Here is a 14,593-nt window from a genome sequence, read left to right on the forward strand (position 1 = left end):
GGCCCTGATCTGCGACTCTCACGAGTCGGGACGACAGGATTTGAACCTGCGACCCCTTGACCCCCAGTCAAGTGCGCTACCAAGCTGCGCCACGTCCCGTTGCCCGCTTGACCTGGGGTTTCCCCTGGCCGAACGCGCAGGAAAACCATACCGCACTCGGGTCGGTGGTCGCGCACGCCTTTCCGCGGGCGTCGCACCGGGGCGTCCGCTCGGGACGCCGGGGCCGTCGGCGCCGTACGCAGCACGTGCCCAGGAGCACACGTCCGGCAGCAAGCGCCCGGCAGCACGTGGCGGGGAGCACGTGTCCGGCAGCGACTTGACCTCAAGCTTGCTTGAGGTTGCACGATCGTCGCCATGACCACCACCGAAGAACGCGGGCGCACCTACGGGTACGCCGACCTGCCCCGGCTGATGGGGCTCATGACGGGTGACGAGAAGCACGGGCCTGCGGCCACGTCCACGCTGGACGTGCTCTGGGTCCTGTACGACCGGGTGCTCCGCGTCGGCCCGGGGAGCCAGGACGATCCCGGGCGCGACCGGTTCCTGCTGTCCAAGGGACACGGCCCGATGGCCTACTACGCGGTTCTCGCCGCCCGGGGTTTCGTGCCGGTGGAGTGGCTGCCGGGCTTCGGATCCTACGACTCCCCGCTCGGACACCACCCGGACCGGACCCTGGTGCCGGGCGTGGAGATCGGCAGCGGCTCGCTGGGGCACGGGCTGCCCCTGGCCGTCGGCACGGCCCTCGGACTGCGCGCCCAGGGCCTGAACGAGCCCCGGGTGTGGGTGCTGACGGGCGACGCCGAGCTGGACGAGGGGAGCAACCACGAGGCGATCGCCTTCGCCGGTCCGGCCGGACTCGAACAGCTGCACACCGTGGTCGTCGACAACGCCTCCGCGAGCCATGCCCGGCCGGGCGGGATCGCCGCCCGTTTCGAGGCCGCGGGCTGGTCGGCGGTGACCGTCGACGGCCGCGACCACGAGGCGCTGCACGCCGCGTTCACCGCGCCGCATCCGGGCCGCCCGCACGTGGTGGTGGCACGGGTGGAGCCGAAGACCTCCTGACGGCCGCCGGGCGCTTCCCGGACGCCACGGCCGTCTCACGGCCTCTCCGGCCCCCGCGATCCCTCCGGCCCCCTCGGACCTCCCCGGCCCACCGTGCCCACCGCGCCCACCGGGCACGCTGCCGTCCCGTCCCCCGCGCCTCCTCCGCCCCTCCCTCTCCCCCGTCCCGACACAGAAGGACCCGATCCCCATGGACACCATGCGTGACCGTTTCGCCCCCGTCGTCTCCCGTCTGCTCGACGAGGATCCCCGGGTGGCGGTCGTCCTCGCCGAGATCGGCAAGGACGCGTTCGCCGCAGCCCGGCAGCGGCACCCCGACCGGGTGATCAACGTGGGCATCCGCGAGCAGCTCCTCGTCGGGGCCGGGGCGGGCCTGGCGCTGACCGGTATGCGGCCGGTGGTGCACACCTTCGCCAGCTTCCTCGTGGAGCGCCCCTTCGAGCAGGTGAAACTGGACCTGGGACACCAGGGGGCGGGCGCGGTGCTGGTGAGCGCGGCCGCCTCGTTCGACTGGCCCGCCGGCGGCTACACCCACATGGCGCCCGGTGACGTGGCCCTGTTCGACACCCTGGACGGCTGGACGGTCCACGTGCCCGGGCACCCGGACGAGGCCGAGTCCCTGCTGCGGCACGCGGTCGCGGCGGGAGAGGACAAGGTGTACGTACGGCTGTCCGTGCAGTCGAACGCGCACGGGCGGCCGGTGGACGGCGAGCACTTCGTGACGGTGCGCGAGGGCCGTTCCGGGGTCGTGGTCGCCGTCGGACCCCTGCTCGACGCGGTGCTCGGCGCCACGGAGGGCCTGGACGTCACCGTGCTGTACGCGACGACCGTGCGGCCCTTCGACACGGCGGCCCTGCGCCGGGCCACCCGCTCGGCCGGCACCGACGTGGTCCTCGTCGAGCCGTACCTGGCGGGCACCTCGACGGCGGCGGCGAACGACGCGCTCCACGACGTCCCCCACCGGGTCCTGGGCCTGGGGGTGGGCCGCGCCGAACTACGGCGGTACGGCACCGTCGAGGAGCATGCCGCGGCGCACGGCCTGGACGCCCCGTCCCTGCGGGAGCGGATCTCCACGTTCCTCGCGCCGGGCGCCGGGGACGCCTGAGCGGCGGGCGCCGCGGCTGCCGGGGCGGCGGGCGCGGAGAGCACCGCGGTCAGCTCCGCGCCGGATGCCCCCGCCCGGCCTGCGGCCCGCGCCCGTCGGCGCGTACGAGGCCGCGTATCGCGGGGACCGCGAGCAGCGCGACCGGGACCACGAGGCTCATCACCGCGGACACCAGCAGGACGTGTCCCGCGCCGAGCAGGGAGGCGGACGGTCCGGCGAGGGCCTGGCCCACGGGCATCATGGCGAGGGAGCCCGCCACGTCGTAGGCGTGGATGCGGTTGAGGACGTCGGAGGGGACCTGCGTCTGGACGCTGGTCGCCCACATCACGCCCCAGAACGCCTGTCCGGCCCCCGCGACGGCGGCTCCCGCGGCCATGGCCCCTACCCCGAGACCGGCTCCGACGGCCGCCGGGAACCAGACGAACGCGAACAGGGCGACCGCCCCGGCGCGCAGCATCCGGCGCGGGCGCAGCCGCAGCGCGAGGAACCCGCCGACGACGGTGCCCGCGCCGAGGGCGGAGTTGATCAGGCCGTAGGCCCGTGGGCCGTGCTGCTGGACCACCTCGGTGGCCACCAGCGGGACGGTCGGGCCCCACACGGCGATCATGTAGAGGCACCAGATCGCGATGACACCCCACAGCCACGTCCGTGCTCGGAACTCCCGCCAGCCCTCGGCCAGGTCGGCCTTGAAGGTGCCCTGCCCGTGACCGGCCGCAGGACGGCTGCCGGGCCTCGGCGGCGGCAGTCTGAGCAGCAGCAGGCACAGGGCGCTGATCGCGTAGGTGGCTCCGTGGGCGGCGAAGACCCCGCCGGGCGAGGCGAAGCCCACGAGGAGGCCGGCGACGGCGGGGCCGGCGAGCTGGGCGGCGGACTCGGCGATCCGTATCGCGCCGTTGGCGCCCTGGATGTCGGTGGCGAGGCGCGGCACCGTACTGGCCACGCCGGGCTGGAAGACGGCGCCCGCCACGCCGTTGACCAGGCCGATGAGGCAGATCTCCCAGAGCACCACGTGCCCGGAGAAGAAGAGGACCGCTGCCGCCGACTGGGTGCCCAGGCGCACCAGGTCGGCGCCGATCATCAGTCTGCGGGTGCTGAAGCGGTCGGCGATGACGCCGCCGAAGACCACGAGTCCGGCGAAGGCGGCCGCGGTCGAGGCCATGGCGAGGCCCACCGCGCCCGCGCCGTACCCGTGCTGCAACAGGCCCGCGGCCAGTGCGACGGGCAGCATGGTGTCGCCGAGCCGGGCGACGGCGCGGGCGACGAAGAACAGCGCGAAGTCCCGCGACCAGACCGGCCGGGCCGCACCGGCCGCCGACGCACCGAGGGCCGACGCATCGCCCGCCGGCACTCCCACGGCAACGCCTGCCGGACCGTCCGTCCCGCCCGCCACCGCCGTCTCGGCGGCCCCCGCCCGCCCCGCCGTCTCAGCCGCCCCCGCCGTCTCCTCCCCCGACGACGACTGCGCAGACGCCCCTGTCATTCCTTCGACGCTCCCCTCCCCGGCCGGCCCCGCCGCGCCCGTCGCTCAGCGGTGGGCGCGGCTCCCTCCCGCGCCCGCCCCCGTCCTGCGGATCATGCCACGGCCCGCTGACAACGCCCGAGGGGTTTTCACCCCTGGGCGGGCAGCCCGAGTCCGGGGTGGGCCTCCAGGAGCCGGTCCGGGGCCGCCTGACGCCAGGAGTCGGCGAGGATGTCGCGCAGTTCGCCCTCGTCCTCCAGTGCCGCGAGGCGGAGCCTCACCCAGGCGAACTGGGCCTCGTGACGGGCGATCCAGAACTTCTCCGGCTCCGCCAGGACCAGTTCGTCGCGCTCGTCCTTGGGGCAGCGCACGGCGATGGAGGTCTCGTCCTCCGGCAGCGTGGCGAACATCTTGCCCGCGACGCGGAACGTGGGCATGCCCCAGGCGGTCTTCTCCGTCGTGTCCGGCAGGGACAGGGCGATACGGCGTACGTCTTCGGGATCCTGCATGTCCGGCACGCTAGCCGGTCCCACTGACAGTCACCCCGGGAGCGGACCGGCCGCTCACAGCCGCTTGCAGTAGATCGTCGTCGGCCGCAGTGTCCCGGCCGGGTCGGCCGCGTAGTCCGGGATCACCCCGACCCGCGTCCAGCCGGCCGACCGGTACAGGTGCTCCGCCGGGCTGCCGGTCTCGGTGTCCAGGTGCAGCAGGGTGACGCCCGCCGCCGCGGCCGCCTCCTCCGCGACGGCCAGCAGCCCGCGGCCCAGGCCCTGGCCGCGGGCGTGCCGGTGCACCATGAGCTTGACCAGCTCGGCCCGGTGGCGGCTGTTGGGTCTGCCGGGGAAGGCGAGGCTGACGGTCCCGGTCACCCGGCCGTCCGTGTCGTACGCGGCCCACACCGCCAGCCGGCCCGCCGCCACGCCGGCCGACCGCTCCTGCCACCAGGCGACCGCGTCGGCCCGGTCCAGGGGGGCGAGGAAACCGACGGAGGCGCCGCCTGCCACCGTGTCGGTCAGCAGTTCCGCCAACTCCTCGACGCGGGCGTCGATTCCGGCGGCGTCCAGCCGGGCCGTGGTCACCGTCACGGGCGTACCACCGCCGCCCCGGACCGCGTTCTCCACGTCTTCCGTCCTTCCCGCGTTCTCGACGCCTTGCGAGTCCTGGACGCCCACCGGCTCCGCGGCGCCTTCGAAGTCCTCCACGTGTGCCCTCTCTGCCATGTCCGGGAAGCTAGCCCGGACAGGAAACATCCGTGTTACGGGACGCTCACCGCAGAACTCAGAACTCAGAACGCAGAACGCAGGAGGCAGGAGGCAGGAGGCAGGAGACCGATGCAAACGGACGCGGAGCAGGAGCAGACGCAGGAGCAAAGTGGGCGGCCCTCTGCCGGGACCGCGCCGCTAAGAGCTGCGAACAAAAGTGGGTTCCGGTCAGCGGGCGGTGTCCGGTGCGTGCGATCGCAAGGCGCCGGAAGGTCCTTGCAGCGGAGCTGCCAGGGCCTTCTGGCAACGCGGCGAGGGCGCGTGCCGGGCGCCGCCCGCCGGGGCCCACTTTTGTTCGCAGCTCTAAGCCCTGTCGTCACATTCCCGCCCGCCCCGCGGGCGGACGGGAATGTGACGACAGGGCCTGGTGTCCGGCCGCCTCTCCCAGCGCGTCCAGCACCGGGCGGATCAGCGGGTGCTCCTCGGCGCCCCGGCGTACCGCGGCGAAGACCCGGCGCGTGGGCGCCACACCGTCCACGGGGCGCACGACCACGCCCGTCAGGTCCATTCCGCGCAGCGCGGAGCGCGGGACGAGGGCCACGCCCGCGTCGGCCGAGGCGAGCGCGACGACCGCCCGGAAGTCGTCGGAGGAGTGTTCGAGGCGGGGCTGGAAGCCGGCGCTCTCGCAGGCCAGGACGACCACGTCGTGGCACGGATTGCCGGGATAGGGGCCGATCCAGGGGTCCTTCGCCAGTTCCGCGAGCGGAACCTCGGGGGTGCCGGCCATGCGGTGGGCGACCGGGACGACCGCGTCGAACGGTTCGGCGTACAGCGGGACGTGGGTGAGGCGGGGGTCGTCGGCGGGCGGCGCCCCGCGGTACTCGACGGCGACCGCCACGTCGACCTGCCGGTCCAGCACCATGGGCAGGCTCGCGTCGCCCTCCGCGTCCTGGACCCGGATCCGGATGCCGGGTGCCGTCCGGGCCAGGCGGGACACGGCGGGCGCGACGACCTCGGCGATGCCGGTGGCGAAGGCCGCGACGGTGACGGTGCCGGCCTCGCCCGACCCGTAGGCGGCCAGCTCGGCCTCCGCCCGTTCCAGCTGGGCCAGCACCGCGTTGGTGTGGTTCAGCAGGATCTCGCCCGCCGGGGTCAGCCGTACGCCCTTGGCTCCGCGTTCCACCAGCCGGTGGCCGGTCTCCTGCTCCAGGGCGGTCAGCTGCTGGGAGACCGCCGAGGGTGTCAGGTAGAGCGCGGCGGCAGCCGCCGTCACCGTACGGTGGTCGGCCACCGCCCGCAGGATGTGCAGCCGCCGCGCTTCGATCATGGGCCGATTATCGCAAGCCCACCGCTCACCGGACACGCGGGACCGGTCAGCGGTCCGTCCCACCGGCCCGGCCGGCGACGGGCCCGCCCGGACCGGCCGCCTGATCCCGGGCGGGCGCCGCCGGGGCCGCCAGAGGCCGGTCCGGGGCTGGTCCGGGGCCGGAAGCGGCGTCGGCTTCGGTGAGATCCGTCGCCCGGGTCGCCCGGCCGGGGCGCCCGTTCGTCCCTCCCGGTCGGACCGGTCGCCCGGCGGCCCCGGCGGCCGCGCTCCGCTCAGCCCCCTCCGCTCAGCCCTCCAGTTCCGCGCGGGCCGCGACGAACGCGTCCACCGCGCGGTTCACGTCGGCCGTCGAGTGCGCGGCGGAGAGCTGCACCCGGATCCGGGCCTGCCCCTGCGGCACCACCGGGTAAGAGAAGCCGATCACGTACACGCCCCGCTCCAGCAGCAGCTCCGCCATCCGGCCGGCCTTCGCCGCGTCACCGATCATCACGGGCGCGATGGCGTGGTCGCCCGGGAGGATGTCGAAGCCCTCCGCGGTCATCCGGGAGCGGAAGAGCGAGGTGTTCTCCGCCAGCCGGACCCGCAGGTCGTCGGCCGACTCCAGCAGGTCGAGCACCTTCAGGGAGGCGGCCGCGATCACCGGGGCGAGGGTGTTGGAGAAGAGGTACGGCCGCGAGCGCTGGCGCAGCAGGGCGACGATCTCGGCGCGGGCGGCGACGTAACCGCCGGACGCCCCGCCGAGCGCCTTGCCGAGGGTGCCGGTGATGATGTCGACGCGGTCCATGACGCCGTGCAGTTCGGGGGTGCCGCGTCCGCCGGGGCCGACGAAGCCGACGGCGTGCGAGTCGTCGACCATGACCATCGCGCCGTAGCGGTCGGCCAGGTCGCAGATCTCGCGCAGCGGGGCGACGTAGCCGTCCATCGAGAAGACGCCGTCGGTGACGACGAGCTTGCGGCGCGCGCCGCCCTCGTCCGCCTCCTTCAGCTGCCGCTCCAGGTCGGCCATGTCACGGTTGGCGTAACGGAAGCGGCGGGCCTTGGACAGGCGGATGCCGTCGATGATGGAGGCGTGGTTGAGGGCGTCGGAGATGACCGCGTCCTCCGCGCCGAGCAGCGTCTCGAAGACACCGCCGTTGGCGTCGAAGCAGGAGGAGTACAGGATCGTGTCCTCCTGGCCGAGGAACGCCGACAGCCGGGCCTCCAGTTCCTTGTGCACCTCCTGCGTGCCGCAGATGAAGCGTACGGAGGCCATGCCGTAGCCCCAGCGGTCCAGGGCCTGGTGGGCGGCGGCGACGACCTCGGGGTGGTCGGCGAGGCCCAGGTAGTTGTTGGCGCAGAAGTTGAGGACCTCGCCGGGCCGGCCGCCCGCGGTGACCTCGACGGTCGCCGACTGGGGGGTGCCGATGACGCGCTCGGGCTTGTGCAGACCGGCGGCGCGGATCTCGTCGAGGGTGGCGCGCAGGTCGTCGCGGACGGAGGTGAACATCCAAGACTCCATGGGGATGAGAGGGCGAGTGGGCCGAAGGGGCGCGCCCGGGCCGGGGCAGCGGGCGCGCGAAGGCCCGGAGGGCTGGGCACGGCCGCTGCGCCGGGACAGGCTCCCTCCGGGGTGCGGAAGGCTGTCCCGGCCCGGGCTTCCGCGCCGTGGAGGCGGACGGGCCGGGGCTCAGGCGGTCCAGTCCAGGATGACCTTGCCGCCCCTGCCGCTCGCGGCGTCCGCGAAGGCCGCCTCGAAGTCGGCGTAGCCGTAGCGGCCGGTGATCACCGGGGCGAGGTCGAGGCCGCCCTCCAGCAGCACCGACATGGCGTACCAGGTCTCGAACATCTCCCGGCCGTAGATGCCCTTGACGGTGATCATCGACGTGACGATGCGCGCCCAGTCGACCGGGAACTCCTCGGACGGCAGGCCCAGCATGGCGATCCGGCCGCCGTGCGTCATGTTGGCGATCATGTCGCGCATCGCCTCGGGGCGGCCGGACATCTCCAGGCCGATGTCGAAGCCCTCGCGCAGGCCGAGCGCGCGCTGGCCCTCGGCGATGGTGGTCCCGGCGACGTTGAGCGCGAGGCTCACGCCGATCTTGCGGGCCAGTTCCAGGCGCTCCTCGCTCACGTCGGTGATCACGACGTTGCGCGCGCCGGCGTGCCGCGCGACCGCCGCCGCCATCAGACCGATGGGCCCGGCACCGGTGATCAGCACGTCCTCGCCGACCAGCGGGAAGGAGAGCGCGGTGTGCACGGCGTTGCCGAACGGATCGAAGATCGCGGCGATGTCCAGGTCGACGGGGACGCGGTGCACCCACACGTTGCCGGCCGGCAGGGCGACGTACTCGGCGAAGGCACCGTCGCGGCCCACGCCCAGACCGACGGTGGCCCGGCACAGGTGGCGGCGGCCGGCCAGGCAGTTGCGGCACTTGCCGCACACCAGGTGGCCCTCGCCGCTGACCCGGTCACCGGTCTTGATCTCGGTGACGTCGCGGCCGGTGGCGACGACCTCGCCGACGAACTCGTGACCGACCACGAGCGGGGTGCGGATGGCCTGCTGCGCCCAGCCGTCCCAGGCCCGGATGTGCAGGTCGGTACCGCAGATACCGGTCCGCAGGACCTTGATCAGTACGTCACCGGGCCCGACGGCGGGCTCGGGCACGTCCGCGAGCCAGAGCCCGGGCTCCGCCTTCTCCTTGACCAGCGCCTTCACGCAACGGCTCCTGTGAGTCGGGCCCGGCCCGGGTCCGGCGCACGCCGAAGGGACCCGCATCCGGGGCGAGGGGGTGGAATCACCAGGCAATCTGCCGTACGCGGGGTGCGCCGGTCCATCGAGGATTTCTTAATCACGGCCACAGCTTTCCTTCACGCCGTCCGGAAGCGGCCCACGACACGGCCGGGCCGTCGGGGTCCCCGACCGGTTCAGCCCGGCGGCGGACCCTCGGCTCCCTGGCCGCTTCCGCCCGGCGGCGGACCCTCAGGACTCTGACCGCTTCCGCCCGGCGGCGGACCCTCGGGACTCTGACGGGTTCAGCCCGGCAGCGGGCCGTCGGGGCCGTCCACCGCCTCGCGCCGCCGCAGCCGCCGGCTCAGTTCGTCCGCCGCCGCCTTGATGGTGTCGAGTCCCTCCCGGCCCCACGGCCGCGGCTCGACGTCGACGACGCACACCGTGCCCAGCACCAGGCCCGCGCTGTCGAGGAGCGGCGCCCCGAGGTAGGACCGGATGCCGAACTCGTCGACGACCGCGTTGCCCGCGAAGCGCGGGTAGTCACGGACGTCCTCCAGCACCAGCGCCTTCCCCCGGGCCAGCACGTGGGGGCAGAACCCGTGGTCACGGGCGAGGCGGCGGCCCAGTTCCCGCCGGATCCCCTCACCGCCTGCCGCATCGCCCGGGCCGGCCGGTCCCACCGCTGCGACCGGCGCCGGCGCGTCCACGTCCAGGACGTCACGGGACGGCCGGTGCAGACCGGCGAAGAACTGCCCTTGCTCGCCAGGGAAGTTGACCATGGCGTAGGGCGCTCGGGTGCGGCCGGCGAGCCGGTCCGCGAAGGCGTCGAGAGCCGGTTCGGCCCGCTCGCCCAGCCCCAGCCGGCGCAACCGCCGGGCCCGGGCGGGCCCTTCCTTGTCCTCCGGGGTGAGCAGCAGGCGACCTGCCGGGCGGGGCGGGTCGTAGGTCATGACCGGACTCCGGCGCTGCGGGCGTGTGTCGGGTACGGGCGTGTCATGTGCGGGCTCCGGGACGGGGTGGGGTCGGGCATCACAGGTGGGCGCCGTGACTCGGCGCGGGCGCGGGCGCGTGGGCGATGAGGTGGCGTACCAGGGTCAGCAGGGTCTGGACGCCCGAACTGGAGATGCGGGCGTCGCAGCGCACGACGGGGATCTCCGGGTCGAGGTCGAGCGCGGCGCGGACCTCCTGCGGGGCGTAGCGGTGGGCGCCGTCGAACTCGTTGACGGCGACGATGAAGGCGAGGCCGCGCCGCTCGAAGAAGTCGACGGCGGCGAAGCACTCCTCCAGGCGGCGGGTGTCGGCGAGGATCACCGCGCCGAGGGCGCCCTCCGACAGCTCGTCCCACATGAACCAGAACCGCTCCTGGCCGGGTGTGCCGAACAGGTACAGCACGTGCCGCGGATCGAGGGTGATGCGTCCGAAGTCCATCGCCACGGTCGTCTCGACCTTGTTCTCTACGCCGTCGAGGCTGTCCGTGTCCGCGCCCGCCGTGGTGAGCAGTTCCTCCGTGCTGAGCGGCGCGATCTCGCTCACGGCGCCGACGAAGGTGGTCTTGCCCACCCCGAACCCGCCCGCCACCAGGATCTTGAGCGCGGTGGGGAAGGGATCGGTGCGGCCCTCGCGGCCGTCCGCACGGCCGTCGTCGTAGTCAGAGCTGTCGTCGTAGTCCATCGAGCACTGCCTCCAGAAGAGCCCGGTCGGTGGGATGGTGGTGGGTGACGGGCGGTTTGGTGGTCAGGGCGCCGCAGTCGACCAGGTCGGAGAGCAGCACTTTGGCCACCGCCGCAGGCAGCTTCAGATGGGCGGCCACCTCGGCCACCGAGACCGGGCACAGGCACAGGTCGAGTGCCTGGCCGTGCTCGGGTCCGAGGTAGCCCAGTGGCGTCACCCCGGTCGCCATCACCTGCGACATGAGGTCGAGCGCGACACTGGGCCGGGTGCGGCCGTTGCTGACCGTGAAGGGGCGCACCAGCCGCCCGGCCGCGTCGTCGAGCCAGGGCCCGTCACCTGCCGTCGCCGCGCTCAAGGCCTCAGCGCCGGGGGTTCGGCACTGTGCTGGCGGGGCGCGGTCACCAGGTAGGGACGGACGCTCTTGACCAGCATCGCCATCTCGTATCCGAGCACCGCCGCGTCGGCCTCCCGGCCGGCGAGCACGGCGAGGCAGGTGCCGGAGCCGGCGGTGGTGACGAACAGCAGGGTCGAGTCGAGTTCGACGACGACCTGCCGTACGTCGCCGCCGTCGCCGAACCGGATGCCGGCGCTGCGGCCGAGGGAGTAGAGGCCGGAGGCCAGCGCGGCCATGTGGTCGGCGCTGTCGGGGTCGAGGCCGTGCACGGACTTGACCAGCCCGTCGCAGGACAGCAGGACCGCGCTGGTCGTGTGCGGTACGCGCTGCACGAGGCCGCTCATGAGCCAGTCGAGGTCGGAGACATGGCCGGTCGGCGCATCGCTCGCCATGGTGGATCGACTCCTTGGGGTACGAAGGTCTGCGGGGCCGCTGGGGGCGGCGGTGGGGGTGAGAGGGGAAGCGGTGAGGGGTGCGGGGGTGGCCGCGACGGCAGGGGTGGTCATCCGGCGGGTGCGCTCCCGTCGTGGCGTACGACCGGGGCCGCGGGCCGCGGCTGTGCCGGTGACGGCGGGAGCGGTGACGCGGCCTGTGACGGACCCGCGTCCGGGGGCGGCGCGAGGCCCGGGCCGGGTGGCACGTCCGGTTCCGCGTCCGCGGGGGCAGCGTGCGGTGCGTGCTCACCCGTCGGCGCGGGCCCACGCAGGTCCGGGGAGACCCAGGGCTCCGGGGAGGCCGCGGCGGACGGGAGGCCGGGACCGGCCGGGGAAACCGCGTCCGGCAGGAACGGAGCCCGGCGTTGCTGGGTCTCGGCGAGCACGATACCGCGCTGGAAGGCGGCCATCAGACCGGGGTCGTGGCCCGCGACGTCCTCGCTGTCCTGCCGGGGCGCCGCCGGGCCGCCGCGCAACTGGGGCACGAGGTGCTGCTGCGCGCGGCGCCGGGGCAGCTGGGGCGGCCGGTCCATGGTGCCGCGCACCATGCCGTCCCCGCGCGGAACGGGCAGGGTTCCCGCGTGTTCGGCGACGGCGGCCCGGTCCTCGGGGCGGATGCCGGGCACCGCCTCCGACGGATTCGCCCGCCCGTGCCCGGCGCCGCGTCGCGGCAGGGGCGCCGGCCCGCCCCCGCCGGGCGGGGCATAGGGCCCGGCCGCGGAAGTGCCGTCGGCCGGGGAGGGGAGGACCGAACGCGGGTGTTCGCTCTGCCCGGCCGGCGCGGGGATCACTGAACCCTCCTGCCCGGGCGGTACGGCGGTCGGGCTGCCGCCGTCCTGCCCGCAGGGCGCGCTGTCCGCGAGGGCGTCGCGTCCGGAAGGCACGGAGGTCCCGCTGCCGTCCCGCCCGGCAGGTACCGAGGCCGCCAGGCCGTCATGTCCGAAGGGCGCGGGGACCGCCAGGGCGTCGCGTCCGGAAGGCACGGAGGCCCCGCTGCCGTCCCGCCCGGCAGGTACCGAGGCCGCCAGGCCGTCATGTCCGAAGGGCGCGGGGACCGCCAGGGCGTCGCGCCCGAAAGGCACGGAGGCCCCGCTGCCGTCCCGCCCCGACGGTACCGAGGCCGCCGAAGTGTCGTGCCCGGGCGGTACGACGGCCAGGGCGGTCTCGTGTCCGGACGGTGCGGGGTGCGCGTCGGCGGGGTGCGCGGCGGAGACGGCCGGGTACGGCGGCGGTACCGGAGCCTGGGGCACTCCGCTCGCCGCGTCCGTTCGCGCCTCGGCCTCCGTTGGAACGTCCGCACCCGGGGGCCTTTCGGCACCGGCTCGCGTCTCCGTTTCCCGGGGAACGTGCGCACCCGGCCGGACCCCGGCCCCGCCGCCCGGAGCGGCGAGTGCCGACCCCGCTGACCCGGCCCCCGCCTCTCCCGGCCCGGTCTCCGCCCCGAGCAGTGCCTGCGGCACCACGAGCACGGCCTGCACACCGCCGTAGATGTTGGTCTGCAGCCGGACGGTGATCCCGTGCCGCCGGGCGAGCTGGGACACCACGAACAGCCCGATACGGCCGTCCGCGAGCAGGCTGGCCACGTTGACCTGGTCCGGGTCGGCCAGCAGGGCGTTCATCCGCACCTGCTCGCCGACCGGCATGCCCAGGCCCCGGTCCTCCACCTCCACGGCGAGCCCGGAGGTCACGAGGCCCGCGCGCAGCAGGACCTGGGTGTGCGGTGCCGAGAACACCGTGGCGTTCTCGACGAGTTCGGCCAGCAGATGGATGACGTCGGCGACGGCGTGGCCGCGCAGCCGGCCGTCGATCGGCGGGACGAGCTTGACCCGCGAGTACTGCTCGACCTCGGCGATGGCGGAGCGCAGCACCTCGGTCATGGAGACGGGACGGCTCCACTGGCGGCGGGACACGGCACCGCCGAGGACGGCGAGGTTCTCGGCGTGGCGGCGGATGCGGGTGGCGAGGTGGTCGACGTGGAAGAGACCCTTGAGCAGCTCAGGGTCCTCGATCTCGTTCTCCAGCTCGTCGAGGATGGAGATCTCGCGGTGCACCAGGGACTGGAGGCGCCGGGCGAGGTTGACGAAGACCTCCAGCTTCTGTTCGCTGCCCGCCTGGCTGGAGAGCTGGGCGGCCTGCACGACGGCGGTGACCGCGCCCTCGTGGGCGCGGGCCAGGTCAGCGGCGAGCAGCTCGAACTCGTCGGCGTCGGCGGGCGGACCGCCGCGCGGTTTGCGCTGCGGCGGGGCTTCGCCGTGCCGCAGGGAGTCGACGAGCGCGTGCAGATCGGCTTCGCGGCGCACGGTGCTGCGGCGCAGCGCGTCGAGGCGCTCGTGCACGGACCTGGCCGCACGCCCGGCGGCGACGGCGGCGGCCGCGATGCCCGCGAGCGTCACCGCCAGCGCCCCCGCGAGCACCGCCCACAGGGCGGGACCGGGCCGTGCGCCGGTGGAGCGCACCGTGAAGAGCACGGCCGCGCCCGCGCCGAGTGCCACCGCGACCGGCGGCAGCACCGCGAGGCGCAGCAGTTGGGGCCGTATGCGGGTCTCGGGCAGCGAGGGGACGGGGTGGGCGACCGGCCGCCCGTGCCGTCCGCCCTCACGGCGGTCTGCACGGGCGGCCGGTGCGCGGAGGTGAGACATCTGTTCCTCGTACTGGTCCGTCGGGCCTGGGGGCTCGCGCGGGGGCGCGAGCGGGCATGCGCCATCGCTGTGCCGGTCGGCCAGGCCATGGAGAGCGCCTCTACGTCGTCCGGCGGACACTCACAGTAGTCACCAATGCATCATGTGCGATGAGCAGTCGGCGAAATCCCCCGGGGAGCGTCCCGCTCTGGTATGAGGCGTCGTACGGCAGACCGAAAACCCGGTATCGCGACGCCCTGTCCTCGACGGCCGATCCGTGACGCCGCCCGTGTCGCCGCCCGTGTCGCCCGAACCGCAGCGCCCGGGGCGTGGCGCCGCCGACCGCAGCACGCCGGACCATCACGGCCGGACCGCGACACCCGGACCGTGATGCCCGCCCGCGACACCCAGACCATGCACCGCCGGCCACCCGACCGCCGAGCCGTGGCGGCCCGACCGCGACACCCGGGGCCAGGCACCGCCGGCCGCCCGGTGCCGTGCCGCAGGGGCCGGCCGTGGTCCAGTCGGCCGCGGCGGGCCCTGTTCAGGCTGAGGACCGTAAACCCACCGGATTGGTCTAGTCCCATTTTGGTCCAGACCATTGACCCGCC

At 74.5% G+C, this 14,593-nt stretch carries 13 protein-coding genes and 1 tRNA gene; 2 read left to right on the forward strand and 12 right to left on the reverse strand.

The window, feature by feature from the left end; translation table 11 throughout:
• Window positions 1-25: 25 nt before the first annotated feature.
• A tRNA-Pro gene (locus tag IG64_RS35075) sits at window positions 26-99 on the reverse strand.
• Window positions 100-354: 255 nt separating this feature from the next.
• On the opposite strand from IG64_RS35075, the gene IG64_RS35080 reads away from it, so the two are divergent.
• Complete coding sequence (locus IG64_RS35080) at window positions 355-1,062, forward strand: transketolase (protein ID WP_037864016.1); 708 nt, start codon at window positions 355-357, stop codon at window positions 1,060-1,062.
• 190 nt (window positions 1,063-1,252) lie between these two features.
• Entirely contained in the window at window positions 1,253-2,167 is a 915-nt protein-coding gene (locus IG64_RS35085; protein ID WP_037864021.1) for a transketolase family protein, read from the forward strand.
• A gap of 49 nt (window positions 2,168-2,216) precedes the next feature.
• Here the strand turns inward: IG64_RS35085 and IG64_RS35090 are convergent, their stop codons facing one another.
• The 11 genes from IG64_RS35090 to IG64_RS42625 all read right to left on the reverse strand — a co-directional run bounded on the left by IG64_RS35090 (window position 2,217) and on the right by IG64_RS42625 (window position 14,003).
• On the reverse strand, window positions 2,217-3,647 hold the full coding sequence (locus tag IG64_RS35090) for an MFS transporter (protein WP_234438707.1): 1,431 nt from the start codon (window positions 3,645-3,647) through the stop codon (window positions 2,217-2,219).
• Window positions 3,648-3,775: 128 nt separating this feature from the next.
• A complete protein-coding gene (locus IG64_RS35095; protein ID WP_037864085.1) occupies window positions 3,776-4,135 on the reverse strand; it encodes an MmcQ/YjbR family DNA-binding protein in 360 nt (119 codons plus the stop codon).
• 54 nt (window positions 4,136-4,189) lie between these two features.
• Window positions 4,190-4,705, reverse strand: coding sequence for a GNAT family N-acetyltransferase (locus IG64_RS35100; protein ID WP_199811723.1), 516 nt, complete (start codon window positions 4,703-4,705; stop codon window positions 4,190-4,192).
• A gap of 499 nt (window positions 4,706-5,204) precedes the next feature.
• Window positions 5,205-6,155, reverse strand: a complete 951-nt coding sequence (locus IG64_RS35105; protein ID WP_051813704.1) for a LysR family transcriptional regulator — start codon at window positions 6,153-6,155, stop codon at window positions 5,205-5,207.
• Window positions 6,156-6,441: 286 nt separating this feature from the next.
• Window positions 6,442-7,641 carry a glycine C-acetyltransferase gene (locus tag IG64_RS35110; RefSeq protein WP_037864023.1) on the reverse strand — a complete coding sequence of 400 codons (1,200 nt, stop codon included), beginning with the start codon at window positions 7,639-7,641 and terminating at the stop codon, window positions 6,442-6,444.
• A 180-nt stretch (window positions 7,642-7,821) separates the two neighbouring features.
• Window positions 7,822-8,850: an L-threonine 3-dehydrogenase gene (gene tdh / locus IG64_RS35115; protein ID WP_037864024.1), complete on the reverse strand. Its 1,029-nt coding sequence runs from the start codon at window positions 8,848-8,850 to the stop codon at window positions 7,822-7,824.
• 317 nt (window positions 8,851-9,167) lie between these two features.
• The gene (locus IG64_RS35120) at window positions 9,168-9,815 is read right to left on the reverse strand and encodes a GAF domain-containing protein (protein ID WP_037864026.1); all 648 of its coding nucleotides are present in this window, start codon (window positions 9,813-9,815) and stop codon (window positions 9,168-9,170) included.
• A gap of 79 nt (window positions 9,816-9,894) precedes the next feature.
• Window positions 9,895-10,536, reverse strand: coding sequence for a GTP-binding protein (locus tag IG64_RS35125; protein WP_037864029.1), 642 nt, complete (start codon window positions 10,534-10,536; stop codon window positions 9,895-9,897).
• Window positions 10,514-10,891 carry a DUF742 domain-containing protein gene (locus IG64_RS35130; RefSeq protein WP_037864035.1) on the reverse strand — a complete coding sequence of 126 codons (378 nt, stop codon included), beginning with the start codon at window positions 10,889-10,891 and terminating at the stop codon, window positions 10,514-10,516. The genes IG64_RS35125 and IG64_RS35130 overlap by 23 nt, the downstream gene beginning before the upstream one ends.
• Complete coding sequence (locus tag IG64_RS35135) at window positions 10,888-11,322, reverse strand: roadblock/LC7 domain-containing protein (RefSeq protein ID WP_037864036.1); 435 nt, start codon at window positions 11,320-11,322, stop codon at window positions 10,888-10,890. Before IG64_RS35135 ends, IG64_RS35130 begins: the two co-directional genes overlap by 4 nt.
• Before the next feature lie 110 nt (window positions 11,323-11,432).
• Window positions 11,433-14,003, reverse strand: coding sequence for an ATP-binding protein (locus IG64_RS42625; RefSeq protein WP_037864039.1), 2,571 nt, complete (start codon window positions 14,001-14,003; stop codon window positions 11,433-11,435).
• Window positions 14,004-14,593: the final 590 nt, after the last annotated feature.

The sequence above is a fragment of the Streptomyces sp. NRRL S-340 genome (assembly GCF_000720185.1).
GTDB lineage: Bacteria > Actinomycetota > Actinomycetes > Streptomycetales > Streptomycetaceae > Streptomyces.